The sequence below is a fragment of the Desulfosarcina variabilis str. Montpellier genome, assembly GCF_048565275.1.
GTDB lineage: Bacteria > Desulfobacterota > Desulfobacteria > Desulfobacterales > Desulfosarcinaceae > Desulfosarcina > Desulfosarcina variabilis.
The window spans coordinates 4101620-4117800 of sequence record NZ_CP159846.1 but is presented as its reverse complement, the minus strand read 5'-3'; the positions used below and the strand labels follow the sequence as shown (position 1 = coordinate 4117800).

17 protein-coding genes and 1 tRNA gene are annotated in these 16181 nt (G+C 53.7%); 3 read left to right on the top strand and 15 right to left on the bottom strand.

The genetic code is table 11. The annotated features are described in order from the left end of the window. Window positions 1-170: 170 nt before the first annotated feature. The 9 genes from Dvar_RS18585 to Dvar_RS18545 all read right to left on the bottom strand — a co-directional run bounded on the left by Dvar_RS18585 (window position 171) and on the right by Dvar_RS18545 (window position 10272). Window positions 171-3536 (bottom strand): FAD-dependent oxidoreductase, encoded by a 3366-nt coding sequence (locus tag Dvar_RS18585; protein WP_419663287.1) that lies wholly within the window; start codon window positions 3534-3536, stop codon window positions 171-173. Further along, entirely contained in the window at window positions 3533-4111 is a 579-nt protein-coding gene (locus Dvar_RS18580; RefSeq protein ID WP_419663286.1) for a 2-oxoacid:acceptor oxidoreductase family protein, read from the bottom strand. Before Dvar_RS18580 ends, Dvar_RS18585 begins: the two co-directional genes overlap by 4 nt. Before the next feature lie 37 nt (window positions 4112-4148). Beyond that, on the bottom strand, window positions 4149-5003 hold the full coding sequence (locus tag Dvar_RS18575; RefSeq protein WP_419663285.1) for a 2-oxoacid:ferredoxin oxidoreductase subunit beta: 855 nt from the start codon (window positions 5001-5003) through the stop codon (window positions 4149-4151). Next, on the bottom strand, window positions 5000-6154 hold the full coding sequence (locus tag Dvar_RS18570; protein ID WP_419663283.1) for a 2-oxoacid:acceptor oxidoreductase subunit alpha: 1155 nt from the start codon (window positions 6152-6154) through the stop codon (window positions 5000-5002). The genes Dvar_RS18575 and Dvar_RS18570 overlap by 4 nt, the downstream gene beginning before the upstream one ends. 74 nt (window positions 6155-6228) lie before the next feature. Further along, entirely contained in the window at window positions 6229-6486 is a 258-nt protein-coding gene (locus Dvar_RS18565) for a 4Fe-4S dicluster domain-containing protein (RefSeq protein ID WP_419663282.1), read from the bottom strand. Between the two features lie 249 nt (window positions 6487-6735). Then, entirely contained in the window at window positions 6736-8016 is a 1281-nt protein-coding gene (locus Dvar_RS18560; protein WP_419663280.1) for a TRAP transporter large permease, read from the bottom strand. Further along, entirely contained in the window at window positions 8006-8491 is a 486-nt protein-coding gene (locus Dvar_RS18555; RefSeq protein ID WP_419663278.1) for a TRAP transporter small permease, read from the bottom strand. The genes Dvar_RS18560 and Dvar_RS18555 overlap by 11 nt, the downstream gene beginning before the upstream one ends. A 35-nt stretch (window positions 8492-8526) precedes the next feature. Continuing rightward, on the bottom strand, window positions 8527-9504 hold the full coding sequence (locus tag Dvar_RS18550; protein ID WP_419663276.1) for a TRAP transporter substrate-binding protein: 978 nt from the start codon (window positions 9502-9504) through the stop codon (window positions 8527-8529). A 204-nt stretch (window positions 9505-9708) separates the two neighbouring features. Then, on the bottom strand, window positions 9709-10272 hold the full coding sequence (locus Dvar_RS18545; RefSeq protein ID WP_419663274.1) for a DUF4136 domain-containing protein: 564 nt from the start codon (window positions 10270-10272) through the stop codon (window positions 9709-9711). Window positions 10273-10433: 161 nt separating this feature from the next. On the opposite strand from Dvar_RS18545, the gene Dvar_RS18540 reads away from it, so the two are divergent. Then, complete coding sequence (locus Dvar_RS18540) at window positions 10434-10706, top strand: hypothetical protein (protein WP_419663272.1); 273 nt, start codon at window positions 10434-10436, stop codon at window positions 10704-10706. 226 nt (window positions 10707-10932) lie between these two features. On the opposite strand, the gene Dvar_RS18535 is transcribed toward Dvar_RS18540, so the two are convergent. The 5 genes from Dvar_RS18535 to Dvar_RS18515 form a co-directional block, all read right to left on the bottom strand. Then, window positions 10933-11214 (bottom strand): integration host factor subunit alpha, encoded by a 282-nt coding sequence (locus tag Dvar_RS18535; RefSeq protein ID WP_419663270.1) that lies wholly within the window; start codon window positions 11212-11214, stop codon window positions 10933-10935. Window positions 11215-11292: 78 nt separating this feature from the next. Continuing rightward, on the bottom strand, window positions 11293-11421 hold the full coding sequence (locus tag Dvar_RS18530; protein WP_419663269.1) for a hypothetical protein: 129 nt from the start codon (window positions 11419-11421) through the stop codon (window positions 11293-11295). 160 nt (window positions 11422-11581) lie between these two features. Next, window positions 11582-11914: a hypothetical protein gene (locus Dvar_RS18525; RefSeq protein ID WP_419663267.1), complete on the bottom strand. Its 333-nt coding sequence runs from the start codon at window positions 11912-11914 to the stop codon at window positions 11582-11584. A 139-nt stretch (window positions 11915-12053) separates the two neighbouring features. Beyond that, entirely contained in the window at window positions 12054-13904 is a 1851-nt protein-coding gene (locus tag Dvar_RS18520) for an ATP-dependent helicase (protein WP_419663265.1), read from the bottom strand. A 200-nt stretch (window positions 13905-14104) separates the two neighbouring features. Then, window positions 14105-14180, bottom strand: a tRNA-Thr gene (locus tag Dvar_RS18515). Window positions 14181-14330: 150 nt separating this feature from the next. Between Dvar_RS18515 and Dvar_RS18510 the strand changes: the two genes are divergently transcribed. Next, window positions 14331-14927, top strand: a complete 597-nt coding sequence (locus Dvar_RS18510) for an HNH endonuclease signature motif containing protein (RefSeq protein WP_419663264.1) — start codon at window positions 14331-14333, stop codon at window positions 14925-14927. A gap of 87 nt (window positions 14928-15014) precedes the next feature. Beyond that, window positions 15015-15164 (top strand): DUF5131 family protein, encoded by a 150-nt coding sequence (locus Dvar_RS18505; RefSeq protein ID WP_419663263.1) that lies wholly within the window; start codon window positions 15015-15017, stop codon window positions 15162-15164. A 160-nt stretch (window positions 15165-15324) separates the two neighbouring features. Here Dvar_RS18505 and Dvar_RS18500 read toward each other — a convergent pair whose 3' ends face one another. Beyond that, the gene (locus Dvar_RS18500; RefSeq protein WP_419663261.1) at window positions 15325-15972 is read right to left on the bottom strand and encodes a PAS domain-containing protein; all 648 of its coding nucleotides are present in this window, start codon (window positions 15970-15972) and stop codon (window positions 15325-15327) included. Window positions 15973-16181 lie beyond the last annotated feature (209 nt).

Genomic DNA, 16181 nt, shown 5'->3' with positions numbered 1-16181 from the left:
CGTTGTTCGCCCTCATAGAGACGATGGACGATGGACGACCGCTTCGCTCGGATGATGGACGAAAAAGATCGTACCCGCGCCACTTCTTCTCTCTTCCCTCTTCCCTCTTCCCTCTTCCCTCTTCCATCTTCCCACGTCCCACGTCCCTCTTCCCTCGTCCTTTCAACCCATCAGGCCAACAACCGCTCAACGGTCTGTTCCAGATAAACATGGTCCCGGTAGGGGCTATCAGCTGCGTCGGACGGGCAGACCGAAATGCAGTTGCCGCAGCCTTTGCAAAGGGCATCGTCCACCTCGGCATAATACCCGCCCACATCATTGGGCCGGAAGGCAATCGCCTGGTATGGGCAGACCTCCAGACAGCGGCCGCAACCGCGACACAAATTCTCTTTAACCTTGACCGAAAACCCCCGGCTGTGGCGCGGACCCCGTGGCATGGCAGCCGCAGCCTGAATGGCCGAAGCCGCCCCCTTGGTGCGTTTTGAAATTTGCACGCCGGGCGGATCAGCCAGGAACAATCCCGAAATGGAGGTCATTCCCGGATAGAGAAACGGCGCCCCGTTTTCCGCCCCGTCCAGGGCAGTGGTGTGCACGGTGCGCTCGGGGTGCCCCTCATGGCGTCGGTAAAGGGCCAGACTACGGTTGCGCTCACCGCAGATGATACTGCCCACGGAATAGCTGCGCGCCATGGTCTCACTACGCGTACGAATTTTGAAATTGCCGATGGTGCCGCTGATGCCGGTCACCGTGGCATCGGTTACACGGAAAACATTGGGATGATCAGCCACCATGCTATCAGCCGGCCCATCACCGTCAAAAAGCAGCACGTCCTGTCCGGCCTCGGCCAGGGTGGTGGCGGCAGTCAGCGCAGCTTCCTGGCTGCCGATCACAGCAGTGGTAAAATTGTAATTGCGGGCCGGTGTCGGGAACGGCAAAAGATTGGTCGCATGACCAATGGCCCGGTCCAGGAACCCGGTAAACCGCTGCAGGGCCAGTTCCGGATCATCTTTCAGAAGTCGCAGGACCTCGCCACGCAGATTGACGGTGTGCACCATGGAACGACTGATCCCCGTGCCATTGAAAAGTCCCTCCTTGAGCCGACTGCGCTGATCCGTGCAAGAGCTGCAAACAAAATTGAGCGGACAGCACACGCAGGATGCCAATACCACCCGGGTCAGTCCCTGCTCCCGAACCTCGGCCAGGATGTGAGCGATGCCTGCCGGTGTGCAGGCCGCGTTAAGGGTTTCGGCATGGGTGATCATGGGCCGCTGGCAAAGCCCTTTCAAATAGTCGTCCATGCCATCGGACCAGCCCAGCGAATCGTTGCAACGGCAGGCGAAGACGCCCATGCGGATGGTCTTTTGAAGTCCTGGATCCGGGGGCATAAAAGAAATACCATGGCCTTTGGGGCTGGCCGTGGTTCCCTTGAAGAGCACCAGGGCCCTGGCCGCGGCTGCCTGACCGCGCAGGATCATGGCCAGTACATCGGTTTTGGCCGTGGGTGGTCCATAGGCGCGGATCACATCCTCGCCGCGCGTGGCCGGTACAAGCAACGGATCGGCGACAATCAGCACGCCCACGTTCTGAGTGGTCCGGGTGGCCGGTTCATCGTGGCGGATGGCTTGAATGTCACCGCAAGCCTCCACACACTCCATGCACTCGGCGCAGACACTGCACTGCAGGCAGCGCGCCGCCTCCAGTTGAACCTGCTTTTCGTCATACCCCCGGGCCACTTCCTGAAAACTGTCCTGCCGGGCACCCGGCGGCGTTTCCGGCATGGGGGTACGCAAACAGGTGGGCATGGCCGGATCAATGGCCGTAAAGTCCCGATCGGCCGGGCGCAGGGTTTTGGCGGCAATGAAATCCGCAAGCTCACTGGTCAGGTCCGTAAAAATCATTGCCGCGGCCTGCCGGCCATTGGCCATGGCCTGGACCACCGAACTCGCACCGGTTACTGCATCGCCAGCCGCGTAGATACCAGACGTGGCGGTGCGCCCGTTTTCGTCCACCGCCAGGTAGCCGTGGGCCGTAGCGGTTAGCAGGCCGTCTATCCCTGCATGCGCACCGCTCTGGCCGATGGCCACAAAGGCGCGATCCACGGCCAGTGTGGACGCGGTGCCGTCATCCACGATCACCGGCCAGTGAATTCCCTTTGCGTCGGGCTCGCCCGGACGGGTGGGCATCAGGGTCAGGTCCTGCAGCCGATTGCCGGCACCATTAAATGCCGTTACCTGCCGGCTGCTGACAATGGTGATGCCTTCGGCCAGGGCTGCGTCCACCTCCTCGGCGTCAGCCGGAATCATTGATTCCGGGAACCAGGAGATCAGGGTCACCCGGGCGCCCAAGCGCTTCAGTACCCGGGCCAAATCAAAGGCGGCATTGCCGTCACCGATAACCGCCACGTCTTCGTTCAGGCCGTCAATTTTACCGCGATAAAAGTCCTGTAAAAAGGAAAGGCAGCCATGCACGCCGTCAAGGTCTTCCCCCGGTGCGCCCAGGCGGCGGTCGGCCCATGATCCCACGGTCAGCAGCACGGCGGAAAAGCGGTTGGTAAGATCAGACAGTCCTCCATCGAGGTCGATCCCATGGCCGGTAAAAATGGTCACGCCCATGGCCTGGATAACGTCCAGTTCACGATCGATAATGTCCCGGGGCAACCGGTGGGAGCCGATGCCGTAACGCAACAGTCCGCCGGCCTGATCCTCTTTTTCAAAAACGGTCACCGCAAATCCCTGGCGCGCCAGATCCGCGGCAGCCGCCAGACCGGCCGGACCGGACCCGACCACGGCAATGGTCTCCGAACGGGTGGGAGCTGGCCTATGATCCTGTTGGGTCTCGGTGTTGCCCTGCCCGGCCTCCACATCGGCCAAAAAGCGCTTGATGTCCCGAATGGCCAGCGGCCCGTCCACCTCCGCCCGACGGCAGGCGTTTTCGCAAGGATGCGTACACACCCGGCCGCAAATGCCCGGCAGGACATTGTCCTTGCGGATCAGCTCCAGGGCCTTGGCATAGCGTCCGGCCCGGGCCAGGGCGATATACCCCTGTGCATTGACTCCCAAGGGGCAGTTGGCCTGGCAAAGGGGCTCCTGCCGTTTATCGATTACCGCGCGTCCCGGAAGGACCATGCGACTTTCAAAACCAATGGGTTTTTCGCTCCCTTCGCCCTGTCCCGGACACACCTCGACGCAGCGGCCGCACAAGGTGCAGCGCGACGGATCCACAAAGGTCTGCTCCCGCTCGATGGTAACGGCAAACCCCTGCTGGTTGTGCCGAATGCCAAGCACCTTGGCCGGCAGGATGCACTTGATGCCCGGGTTGCGCAAAATCCGGATCAGCCCCGGACGATGGGCAAAATTCAAAGGAATCCCACCGGGCAGCCGGTAGGCGTCATCGCTCAGCCGCTGATTCAGGTCAATACCATTATCCACCAGTGTCACGGCAATGCCCAGTTCGCCCAGCTTGTTGGCGGCCGATACACCGGCGGGTGTGGCGCCCACCACCATGGCACTGTGCAAACGGTTCTTGGGACTTTTCATGCAAACACTCCTGTCTGTCCGGCAGCGGTCTTGGCGCGGGCCTTCAGGGTAACCCGACCATATTCCCATCCTTTTTCAAAGGCCTTCAGGTTTTTTTCCTCGGTGCCCTTGGGAACGGATTCAAGCACCGTCTGACGGGCGGCCTCCAGGGTAACGGCCTCGGTAATGGCGGTAAAAAAACCGACCATGATGATGTTGGCCATCATTATCAGCCCCATTTCCTCGGCAAAACGGGTGCTCGGCACGCTGAAAAACGCCTTTTGTTCGGCCTCGGGCTTGACCAGATCCTGATCCACGATCAGCATACCGTCTTGGACCAGTGCGTCTTTGTATTTTTCGTATCCGGCCTGGGACATGGCCACCAGGATATCCGGCTGCTCGATATACGGGTAATGGATCTCGCCGTCAGCAATGGTCACCTGGGCGCTGCAGGCCCCGCCCCGGGATTCAGGGCCATAGGACTGCACCAGCGTCGATTCCAGGCCATCGACAATAGCCGCGGCCTTGCCCACGATGCGCCCGGCCAGGACAACGCCCTGGCCCCCGAAACCGGTGATTACGATTTGTTTATTCATTTATTTTCCTTCAGCCTTCAGCCTAAACACCTTCGGCCTATAGTAACCGACACGTCCGATCATAATTCTCAATGCACGTCGGCCTTTCCTTGTCCACGAATTCTCCCAGGGTCACCCGTTTCTTGAAGTCAATGTCCAGATCGGTGATGTCCGGATGATTGGCGATGATGGTCCGTTCCTGATAAAGGCGCAGGGTATCCATGGACTTTTCACGGTTGCGGCGGCCGTAATTGATGGGGCACGGCCCCAGCACCTCGATAAAGGAAAATCCAGGCTTTTGCAGGGCCTTTTCAAAGGACTTGGTCATCTCGCGGGTGTGCAGGATGGTCCAGCGGGCCACATAGGTCGCACCGGAAGCAAAGGCCAACAGCGGAAGATTGAACGGCGACTCGGGGTTGCCGTGCTGGGTCGTGGTGGTTTTGGCCTGATGCGGTGTGGTGGCCGCCACCTGCCCACCGGTCATGCCGTAGTTCAAATTGTTAAGGCAGATCACGGTCAGGTCCATGTTGCGGCGGGCGGCGTGAATGAAATGATTGCCGCCAATGGCAAACAGATCCCCGTCCCCGGAAAAAACCACCACGTTGAGTTCGGGATTGCCCAGCTTGAGCCCGGTGGCAAAAGGGATCGCCCGGCCATGGGTGGTATGGAAAGAATCCAGGTTGATGTAGCCTGCGGCGCGGCCCGAGCAACCGATCCCGGAAACCATACAGGTTTTTTCAAGATCGATTCCGCTGGCCTGCATCCCCCGCAGACACGCGGCAAATGCGGTACCGATGCCGCATCCCGGACACCAGATATGGGGAATACGGTCGGTACGAATCAAATCGTCCAGGGGATGTTGATCCGCCTCGGGCGTTTGCTTTTCAACGGCGATTGAATGGGTTGTGTTCATCTTATAATTTCCTCGATTTTAGCCAGGACCTGTTCCGGCGTGATGACGGTGCCGCCGGCATGCCCCACCAGATGGCAGGCCGCCCGATCGCCGGCACAGCGCTGAACCTCCAGATGAACCTGCCCCAGATTGATCTCCACGGTGATAAAACCGCGCACCCGCTCGGCCAATTCCCGGATCTTTTCCTCGCAAAACGGCCATACCGTAATCAGGCGCAGCAAGCCCACTTTTTTGCCTTGAGCCCGGGCCTGAACCATGGCCGCCTGGCTGGTACGGGCCGAAATCCCATAGGAAATCAATACGATCTCGGCATCGTCAAGGTTGTGGCTCTCGGTCAGAATGATATCCTCACGGTTATCCATAATTTTATGCATCAACCGCTGCATCATCTGCTCCTGGGCCTCCACAGCCATGACCGGATAGCCCTTTTCATCGTGGGTCAGACCGGTCACATGCACATGGTATCCGTCACCTGCGGCCGGCATGGGGGCCACACCGTTTTTATCCGGCTTGTAGAGTAAAAAGCGGTCCTTGCGCCCTTTGGGCTTGGGCCGGCTTTTGGGCTTGATGACGGATGCCTCGGGGATGACCACTTTTTCGCTCATATGGCCGATGACTTCATCGGTCATGATGAACACGGGCGTGCGATAGATCTCGCTCAGGTCAAAGGCCGTGATGGTCAGGTAGAAAATCTCCTGGGCCGAAGACGGCGCCAGGGCGATGATTTCATAATCACCGTGGGAGCCCCAACGCGCCTGCATCATGTCGGCCTGGGCGGTCATGGTCGGAAGTCCCGTGGATGGACCGCCACGCTGCACATTGACCACCACGCAAGGCGTTTCGGTAACCACCCCCAGGCCGATGTTTTCCATCATCAGGCTGAATCCCGGCCCCGACGTGGCGGTCATGGTTTTCTGGCCCGACCAGGCCGCCCCTAAAATCGAGGCCATGGCGGCGATTTCATCTTCCATCTGAATAAACGTCCCCCCCACTTCAGGCAATCGGATGGACATGCGTTCGGCGATTTCCGTGGCCGGAGTGATGGGATAGGCACCGAAAAACCGGCAGCCGGCAGCCAGGGCGCCCTCGGCACAGGCTTCATCGCCGGTGATGTAATGGGTTCCAGTCAAGACAGCGGGTCTATTACTCATGAGACAAAGGTTCCAGTGTTAATGGTTTTGCAAGGGCCAAACGGAAGATCAATCCCACCCAAAAGCACCAATGGTCAGGAATCGGCAACCGAATAGATGGCGAACTCCGGACAGATGATTTCGCAATAATGGCAATTGACACAGCCATCGGGATCCAAAACCTCAGGGGGATGATAGCCCTTTTTATTGAACTGGGTGGAGAAAGCCAGAATATTGCGGGGACAAAATTCAATACAATAACCACATCCCTTGCATCGATCGGTGATGATATGAACGATACCCCGGGTAATATCGACTACTTTCGCATCTAGCGGTTCACGCCAAAAGTCCATAGGGTTTATCCTTTGTGAAAAAGGTGTTCACTGGGCAAAACGATCATTTACCTTATGTTAGGCTTCGCATCAAGATGAATTTTATTCAGCCGCCATTGCCATGACGGACACCCCCTTGTTTTTGGACAGGGTGTCGCGATCCAAAAAAACGAGGGACGACCTCGGACGTCCCTCGTCCGAGCGAAGCGGTCTTCCCTCGTCCTTCGTCTTTTTACTTTGGATTTTTTGTTTACGGCTTGTTCCCAAATATCATCGACCCACCAAGCGGGCCATGAACATGGTAACGGGCGGGTAAAAGGTAATGATCAACAGGTCCACGAGCAAAATGGCTAAAAACGGCAAAACCCGCCGGCTGATGGCGGCCAGGCTGTCGCCGGAGATGGAACAGGAGACGATCAGACAGATACCCATGGGCGGGGTGAGCATGCCGATGGCCAGGTTGGTAACCACGATCACCCCCAATTGAACCAGGTCGATCCCCAAAGCGGGCAGCATGGCGGTAATCATCGGCACCAGCAATATCAGAGCCGCCGTGGTTTCCACAAACGTTCCGGCGATCAGCAGCACCAGGTTGATCAACAGCAGCAAGGCCACCGGATTTGTCGTGACCCCGAGCAGACCACCGGCCAGACGCGCGGGGATATCCTCGATGGCCGCCAGCCAGCTGAACACCGAGGCCGTAGCAATGATCAGCATGACAATGGATGAGGTAATGGCGCCGTCCCGGAATAAAGGGTAAAGGTCCTTGAGTCCAATCCGGCGATAGACGACCATCCCCACCACGAGACCATACACCACGGCCACGGCTGCCGATTCGGTGGCCGTAAAAATACCGAACAGAATCCCCCCCAAAATGATCAACGGCGCGCCCAAGGCCAGCAGTGCCCGACGGAAGGTCCGCCATACATCGCCGATGGAAAAGCGGGTCGTGGCACTGTAGCCTTTTTTCCATGATATCAGGGTAGCCACGATGATCAGTGACACACCGACCAGCAGCCCCGGTAATATGCCCGCAGCAAAAAGCTGACCGATTGAGGCACCGGTCAGAAAACCGAAAATGATCATGGGGATGGACGGGGGAATGATCACGCCGATGGATCCACCGGAGGCCTGTACGGCCGCGGCAAAATCAGATGCGTAGCCCGATTTTTTCATGGCCGGGATCAAAATGGCACCCACGGCCGCTGCATCGGCCGCCGCTGATCCGGAAATCCCGGCAAAAAACATGGCCGATACGATGGTCACCGCCGCCATACCGCCCGGCAGCCAGCCGACCAGGGCGTTTGCAAAATCAATGATCCGGCGGCTGATGCCGCCGGCTTCCATGATCGTACCGGTAAACATGAACAAGGGCACGGCCATGAGGTGAAACGAATCGGTGCCGCCGAACATCCGCTGCACCATCATCATGGGACTGAAATCGCCCTGGACAAGGATTCCCACCACCGAGGCCACGCCAATGGCAATGGCGATGGGGGTGTTGATGGCAAACAGCACCAACAGTGAGATGAGCAGCACTTCAGAGGTCATGGCTGCTCCGCTTGAGCGTGTCGATCAGAAACGATGTGCCGTGGATCAAGAGCACCAGACCGCTCACGGGAATGATCCCCAGCACCAGCCATTTGGGCAACTGCAGGGCCGGAGTTGTCTGCAGGCGTACAAAATGGGCGAACTGGTACCCGTAAACGACCATCACCACAAACAGGCCCATCGAGGCCAGATGGATCACCAGTGCACAGGCCTTGCGCAAGGCCGGCGGCATACGGTTGTACAGGATGTCCACCCCGGGATGAGCGTGCCGGTAATAGGCGCATGACGCCCCTAAAAACGTGAGCCAGACCAACAGATAACGGGCCAGTTCCTCGGACCAGAACAAGGACTGGTTGAGCACATAGCGAAAAAAGACCTGCACAGCCACGAGGATCGCCATGGAAAAGCCTAAACCAAACAGCAGGTACTCAATGCGCTGGTTGATCCATGTACTGAATTGATGTAAAGCGGTCACATGCGCTCCGACAAGCGATAGATACGTTCAGGGCTTCAACGTGTAGCGGCCATGATTTTATCAAGCATCGCCTTGACTTTGGGATCACTGTAAAGATCCATGTCCTTCAGGCCCGCCACCTTGGCACGGAAGGCCGCGATGTCCGGCGCCTCGACCACCTGCATGCCTTTTTCCTTGAGCATCACCAGACGCTGAGCATTTTTAGACCGGTTGTCCTGACGCTGAAACACGGCGGCATCATAAATTGTCCTTTGGATCAGCGATTGATCCGCCGGGGAAAGACCATTCCACCAGTCAAGGGAAGCCACGTCGATATGACACGAATAGACATGCCGGGTCAGGGTCATGTATTTCTGGATTTCATAGAATTTATAAACCTCCATGACCCACAAGGGATTTTCCTGCCCATCGATAACCCCTTGCTCCAATTCGGTATAGATCGGCCAGGGCATGGGCGTGGGATTGGCGCCCAGCGCTTTCCAGATGGCCTGGTGGATAGTGGAGGCCATGACCCGGATTTTAAGCCCCTTGATGTCGTCGGGGGTGCCCACCGGGCGTTTGTTGTTGGTCAGATTGCGAAACCCGTTTTCGGAAAAACACAGGCCCTTGAATTTTGAGTGTTCCAGACTCTTGAGAATTTCCGCCCCCAGGGGACCATCGAGAATTTCATCGGCCTGGGCATTGTCCTTGAATAAGAAAGGATAGTTGATCACCCGCGTAATGGGATCAAAGGTGTCGAACGGCCCGCCGGTCACCACGGCCATCTGGATTGTGTTCATCTGGACCTGCTGAAGAATCTCGGTCTCGTTGCCCAAAGACGCGGAGTGGTAAACCTTGACCTTGATCGTCCCGTTAGAGCGCGCCTCGATGAATTCCTTGAATTTATCGGCCACGATATTCTGAGCCGATCCAGGCTTGGTGACCACGGCCAGCTTGATATTGACTTCGGCCATGGCAGCGCCGGCAAAAAACAACACTGCGATGATAGTCATGCAGAAGACAGATCGTCTCATGGGGTCCCCTCTCCTTATTGTGACAGGTTAACGGCGGTGGGTTGGAAACAGGTGTAACCGCTTAATTCTACTGGCATACCACAAATCATTTGGCAAGTCATTTCAACAGAATTGCATTTGGCTGATTTCAACACGGCAAACCGCCTAGGCGGGTGTTACCATCGAAACGATTCGGATCGGACCCCATCGTGAACTGCTACTGAATTAACTATTGCCCGGCGGGAATTGAGCAAGAATCCGGTCCACGGTATGTTGCATGGCCTCGGCCGCCGCATCCGGCGTTTTGTATGTATGATAACGGTAAACCCCCGTCCCCCGCCATATCAAGGACCCGGTGCCGACCTCCTTGATGTCGATGGTCAGCTGACATTCATCGTACTGATAGATGTGCGTGTCGGTGCCATAGTCCCATGCCCAGGGATAATAATAGCCCCCCATACCCAGCGTCGAATAGGACGAATAGCTTTGCAATTTCGGCTGAATGACAAGATGGTAGGAAATCGACAAATCAGGGTGTTCTTGATTTCGCTCCATACGGCGGCCTGCCAGATGACTTTCAATGGCACGGCGGATACGGCTGTTCAAAAGCGGATTGTCAACACGCAGGTCATTGGTCGCAGGCTGAACGCTGTGTTCCCACTGCCAGGTTTGGGGACGGTCAGCAACCCATCCAGGTTCATAGTCCTGGCTCACCTGGACGCTGGAACATCCGGCCAAAAGGCCAAGCAAAACCCAAAGCACTATTGTTTTTTGTGGTTGCCAGCGCATGATTTCCTCCTTGAGACATTGAGAGGTTAATGTTTAAATGATAAGACGAGTTTGATTTCAATGCAACGGCACATTCATGTTTGTCGAAGCCGTTGAAGACAAAATGCGAACTCACCGCACCACCAATTATTGACATTTTAAATTCACCCAACGGAGAATTCATGCAATCTCTTCATGTCAACTACGATGATGCATCCGGAACCATCGAACGGATTGAAAATGCAAAACCGGAACCGTGGGAAACGGTCTGCGAGCGGTTCGATAACGATGTCAGACGAATGCGTGATGTTAGCGACCAGACAGGATATACCGCCTTGTATACCTGTTATGATGAGAACAACAATCCGGTCCATTACCTTGTGCAGGAAGATGAAACCCTGCTGAAGTTGAGGCGCAGAACCCATTTGAGCAAGCTGGGCCAACCACCATCATAAGCGCCTGAATATATTCGGCCGTTTCGTTAAGCGGGATCTACAATGCGGCGTTGACCTGTCACATGGGATGGGAGTCAAAAAAGGCGTGTGAGACAGGCTATTTCTTTCCCTGTCTCACACCGTGTGTAGAAGCATGATTCCGGTCGCTTGGCATGAAAGAAGCAAAAACATCGTTTGAACCGCCCCGCTTGGCTGTGGGGTCAGCGGTGGATTCAAGGGGGTAGTCCTAGTCCTGGTTGATTTTGTTGCGCAATTTCCCAGAGCATTTGAAGGTCACCACCTTACGCTCTCGTAAAATCAGGTCGGACCCGGTCGCAGGGTTACGGCCGCGCCGTTTCTTTTTTTCTTTGACACAGAATTTGCCGAACCCGGATACGAGCACATCATCTCCGCTTTCAAGGGTATCTTTTATAATTTCAAGCAAGGACTCGACGGTTTCAATGGATTTTTTCTTGGTGAAGCCCAGGTCGTTCACCTTTGCGACGATATCGTTTTTGGTCAATGCCATTGCGCCTCCTGAAGAAAAATGGTTTCCAGTTGCCTCTCAGCAATTAGGTTATGTTAACGGATCATGGAGCTCGATTCGTCACTCCTGGCCGTCCGTCTCCTGCTCGTCTTTGGGGATGACCCGGGCCACTTTTTCCATAATTGCGTCCACTTGGTTCATGATCTCATCAATCTCGGCTTTGAGTGTTTGATCATCTGATTCGGTCATCTGGCACGCCCCTTTATTTAATGGATAATTAAAAAATGGAAAATGGATAATTAAGGATTGGGAATGACAAGTCATCACCATTCGTTTTGAATCCTTAATTCTCCATTCTCCATTCTCCATTTTCAATTGGATTTATGCGCCTCACGATATCCCATGCCGATCAACGTGGATAGTCGCCGTGGGCATAAATATAATCATAGCAATAGGTTTGATATTCAATATCAGCCTTTTCGGATTGAATTTCGCCAAGTTCCACAGATTTTTGATAGCGCGCCAACCACTGCTCTCTTGCAAAATCATATAAAACGTCCCGAAGGGTATCGGGTTTCACGCTGATTTCCGGATTGTTTTTAACAAATACCGCAATGGCATCCATGACGGCTTTAACATTGCGAATATACTCACTGGCGTCCATCCGGTATTCCGTGGCAAGATCAAGGAGCTTGATCAGCACCGCTTTTGCCGTTCCTTCAACAGCCTCAATACAGTTCATCGATCATCGGTCCTACTTCCCATGGTTACACCAACGGTGCGAAGCGTCTGCGCCAATAGCATTAAAAGATCGCTTTGTTCAATAAAATCATACAGCTATTAAATAACCGCAAGACCAGATGATGTCAAGTTTAATAGTATTACCGATCCAACACGCTTTCGATCTCATCCAGAAAACGGCTGCGGGGATTAAACTGTCCTTTACGAAAACTGGCCGAGGTGACGAACAGACATTTTTCGGCCCGTGTCACGGCCACATACATCAATCGGCGCTCTTCCTCCAAATCCTCGGCCCGCTCCATGCTGCGCCAGTGCGGAAAAAGCTGTTCCTCGCAGCCCACGACAAACACCGTGTGAAACTCCAACCCTTTGGCCGCATGAACCGTGGACAGGTTGATTCCCCGTGTTTCTTCCTCTTCGTCCTTGTCTTCCCGAATCAAGGCCGCCTCTTCCAGATACTCGACAATGGTTTCCTTCTGCGCCGCGGCGTGAATCAGCTGCTCGATATTTTCCTGTCTGGTGGTCAGGTCCATATTGCTGCGACGTACATAGTTTTCCAGGTAATCCATATACCCGGTGCCAGCAATGGTGCGTTTGATGGCCTCGTCGGGTTTCAGGTCACGAATGTCATCGAGCAGGGCCAACAATTCGTTCAAGGATGTGTATAGTTTGGGGGTAAGCACCCTTTCGGCCACAGCCTTGCGGGCGGCCTCCTTCAGACTCATGTCACCGCTGCGCATCTGTGAAATCTTTTTCACCGTACCGGGTCCAATCCCCCGTTTGGGGGTATTGAGGACCCGCTCAAAGGCCGTATCGTCCTTGTCAAAGGCCGCCGCTGTCAGGTAACAGTTCAGGTCCAGGATTTCCATGCGCTCGAAAAACCCCTTGCCCCCCATCATGTGGTAGGAAATGTTCCCCCGGCGAAACGCCTGTTCAAACGGCAGGGAACAGAACTTGGTCCGATAGAGCACCGCCATCTTCTCCAGGGGGATATCCATGCGCCCAAGGCTTCTGACCTTGTCCACAACCCAGCGGGCCTCCTCCTGATCGCTGTCAAACTCGTGGACCTGTACCACCCCGCCCTCTTTTGCGGAAAAACATTCCTTTTCCATGCGGTTTTCATTGTTGCCGATAATCCGGTTGCCCAGTTGCACGATTTCATCGGCCGAGCGGTAGTTCTGTTCCAATCGAAAAATCTTGGCACCCTTGTATTTTTTCTCGAACGACAAAAAATGGCCCACGTTGCTCATACGAAACGAGTAAATGGACTGCCAGTCATCGCCCACGGCAAACAGGTTGCCGTTCTTGAGCAGCAGCCGGGTGATCTCCTCGTTGAGATCATTGGTGTCCTGGTACTCGTCGCACAGAATATAATTGAACTGGTTTTGGTACTGTTCACGAATGTCCGCATGATCGCGCAGCAGGTTCCGCGTGAGCAAAAGGATGTTGTCGAAATCAACGGCGTTGGCCGTCTTAAGCGTGTGTTCGTACCGATCGAACACATCAATCAACCGAACGTTACCCTGGCGGGGATGCCGGTCAAAATAGGCCCTGGGATTCCCGCTGTTCTTGGCGTTGGAGATCTGGCTCAATACGCCCATGGCGTGTTTTTTATCGTAATTGAGCCCCAGAAGGATTTCCTTGATCGTTTTTTGCTGGTGGTAGGCGGTAAAAATCTGCAGCGGCGGCTGGTAATCCAGGCGCCGGCAGTGAATCTTGAGCACCTGCAGACAGGCCGAGTGATAGGTACGCACCCAGGGAAAGCGCGCCAATGGCAGCCCGGTCATCTGCAATAGCCGGCTCTTCATTTCGTCGGCCGCCTTGTTGGTAAAGGTAATGGCCAGGATCTGTTCCGGTGCCATGCCGTTTTTCACCAGATGGGCAAATTTGGCGGTCAATGTACGGGTTTTTCCTGATCCGGCGCCGGCCACCACCAGGGCCGGTGATCCGGTATGTTCCACAGCGGCTTGCTGCTCGGCGGAAAGCTGCATATTTTCTTTCTCCTGTCATGCTGGCGGCATTGGCCAGGTGGCCGACTGCCAGGCGCCTGTATAGAGCAGGCATAAAAACGGTATGGCCAGACCACGATCGCAAAGGGCGGTTGCAAAAGCAATGCGGGTTACAACAAACAAAGCAGCCCAAAAGAAACGGGTTCCCACAAGATAAGCTGGGGGAACCCGAAAATAGACACTGGAGCCACCGCGCGGACTCGAACCGCGGGCCTGCTGATTACGAATCAGCTGCTCTACCAGCTGAGCTACGGTGGCAAATCGTTGAAAAGCCTACTATCACGGCCTTTTAGGCTCCGTCAAGCGGTTTTCGCAAACCGGGTAAAAAATACCCGAAATAGCCCTTTGTGTGCTAGGTTGGAACACACTTTTCAGCACACGAGCGACACACAAAAAAAGGTGATTTTGATGATTTCAATTAGGCTGTATAAGCGGTTCAAAAAAGGCAGATTTTTATCATATTATATTCGCTATGGATCAGGCAAACGTGTTTCCTTAAGAACAAAAGACAAAAAAATTGCCAATGAAATATATGATAATGTCAGCAACAGCCTTAAATACAGCCATAACCAAATAGTGATAGACCAAAAAAATGAAGCCTGCAGATATGAAAAATTTTTCGATCCACGTCTTCATTCAAATGGGTATATACAGTTGTACCGCCCAGCCTACAATAGGGCGAGCAATGGTGTTTATGTTTTTGAGCACATAATAATTGCTGAAAAGGTCCTCGGTAAGCCCCTTCCGGACGGTGCCGTTGTTCACCATGTCGATGGTGATCGCAAAAATAATTCACCTAATAATTTAGTTATATGCCAGGACCAAGGGTACCATTTATTATTACACCAAAGGCAACGGGCATATGATGCGTTTGGGCATGCAGATTGGCCAAGATGCAAGTATTGTCATGAACACGACAGCCCCACAAACTTAACGATATCAACAAGCTACGCATACCACAAAACTTGTCACAGAGATTACCGTAGAAAACAACGAGCGCGGTGATATTAAAATGCCTGGCATCTCATGGCGTATGGCAGCCTTAAATTAGATCCCCTGAAATAAAATTCAGCCATAACCGGTGCTCACCAGATGAATCCGGATTGGGTGCGATCGCTCCGGGATCAGTGTGTGACCACCGGCGTCCCTTTCCTTTTTAAACAATGGGGTGGCCTGAAGAAGAAAGCCGCCGGCCGCGATCTTGATGGCCGGTTCTGGGATCAGTATCCAGAACCGGCATGACGAACTTAATTCCCAGTGTTAAGTAGGCGGCACCTTAGCGTGCACGAGTGCACAGATCTGAACCTAAACCGGCACTCTATCCGGAAACGGAAGAAATGGTTTTTCCTCTAAATTTCCATTAAGTTATCAAATTTTCACATCAGCTTTTTGTTATTTTTTTCTAATAATCAGGGTAAATCACGTTCCTACAATCTTGGCAAATGGTATGAGTGATATCAGCCTCTGTATGTTCCCTGATGTAATAATCCAAGGGCCACCACTTTCCGTTATCATCACGAATCCTTTTGCAGCCACTGCAAATTGGCAACAGCCCCTCTAACACCTTTATTTTTTTCGTGAGTCGTTCTTTTTCTGCCAAAGCTTCAATCAATTTTCGATTTTTTTCTTCCAGCTTCAGCTCAGTAATCTTCCTGGCCGTGATATCTCTCATGACACCAACGATTTTAAGTGGAGAGCCAGCTTCTTCCATCAATGCCGCTCGTATCTCAGCCCAATAAGTTCCTCCATTCTTATGCTTCATCTCAACTTCAACCGTCCGTATACCCTTATTGCCGTGTTCATAGTCGTCTAAGGATATTTCTAACAACACCATCGCTTTTTTAAACGATTCAGGAACAAGGCCGTCACTGACCGGTTTGTTTATAATTTCTTCGGCAGTGTATCCATTTATTCGGTATATAGAGGGGGTAATGTATTCACATATTAAATTCCCAGCATTTACAAGCCAAACGGCTTCCATGAGGTTGTCTGTCAGGATACGATTCTGATTTTCAAGTTTCTTAAGCTTTTCCTTGATAGATTGGGCCATATAGTGAATATTCCGCTATCCAATTATGAAAATAAAGTGTTCATCAATTGTGGTTCTATCAATCATTCTGAATAATGAATCGTCTGTTTGGCGGGACACTTGAATCATAATTAAGAATCTTTTTCTGAAGCAGCTATATTTTGTATAAAAACCAGAACAAACGCCAATATATTCTTTTATATTAAATATTTAATTAGCAGCAGACTGAC

Excerpts from the sequence above, each read along its gene's own strand:
- Dvar_RS18530 (WP_419663269.1), bottom strand. The coding sequence starts at position 11,421 with ATGACCGAATCAGATGATCAAACACTCAAAGCCGAGATTGATGAGATC.
- Dvar_RS18525 (WP_419663267.1), bottom strand. The coding sequence starts at position 11,914 with ATGAACTGTATTGAGGCTGTTGAAGGAACGGCAAAAGCGGTGCTGATC.
- Dvar_RS18510 (WP_419663264.1), top strand. The coding sequence starts at position 14,331 with ATGATTTCAATTAGGCTGTATAAGCGGTTCAAAAAAGGCAGATTTTTA.
- Dvar_RS18535 (WP_419663270.1), bottom strand. The coding sequence starts at position 11,214 with ATGGCATTGACCAAAAACGATATCGTCGCAAAGGTGAACGACCTGGGC.
- Dvar_RS18520 (WP_419663265.1), bottom strand. The coding sequence starts at position 13,904 with ATGCAGCTTTCCGCCGAGCAGCAAGCCGCTGTGGAACATACCGGATCA.
- Dvar_RS18505 (WP_419663263.1), top strand. The coding sequence starts at position 15,015 with ATGAATCCGGATTGGGTGCGATCGCTCCGGGATCAGTGTGTGACCACC.
- Dvar_RS18565 (WP_419663282.1), bottom strand. The coding sequence starts at position 6,486 with ATGGACTTTTGGCGTGAACCGCTAGATGCGAAAGTAGTCGATATTACC.
- Dvar_RS18570 (WP_419663283.1), bottom strand. The coding sequence starts at position 6,154 with ATGAGTAATAGACCCGCTGTCTTGACTGGAACCCATTACATCACCGGC.
- Dvar_RS18540 (WP_419663272.1), top strand. The coding sequence starts at position 10,434 with ATGCAATCTCTTCATGTCAACTACGATGATGCATCCGGAACCATCGAA.
- Dvar_RS18545 (WP_419663274.1), bottom strand. The coding sequence starts at position 10,272 with ATGCGCTGGCAACCACAAAAAACAATAGTGCTTTGGGTTTTGCTTGGC.
- Dvar_RS18560 (WP_419663280.1), bottom strand. The coding sequence starts at position 8,016 with ATGACCTCTGAAGTGCTGCTCATCTCACTGTTGGTGCTGTTTGCCATC.
- Dvar_RS18575 (WP_419663285.1), bottom strand. The coding sequence starts at position 5,003 with ATGAACACAACCCATTCAATCGCCGTTGAAAAGCAAACGCCCGAGGCG.
- Dvar_RS18580 (WP_419663286.1), bottom strand. The coding sequence starts at position 4,111 with ATGAATAAACAAATCGTAATCACCGGTTTCGGGGGCCAGGGCGTTGTC.
- Dvar_RS18500 (WP_419663261.1), bottom strand. The coding sequence starts at position 15,972 with ATGGCCCAATCTATCAAGGAAAAGCTTAAGAAACTTGAAAATCAGAAT.
- Dvar_RS18550 (WP_419663276.1), bottom strand. The coding sequence starts at position 9,504 with ATGAGACGATCTGTCTTCTGCATGACTATCATCGCAGTGTTGTTTTTT.
- Dvar_RS18585 (WP_419663287.1), bottom strand. The coding sequence starts at position 3,536 with ATGAAAAGTCCCAAGAACCGTTTGCACAGTGCCATGGTGGTGGGCGCC.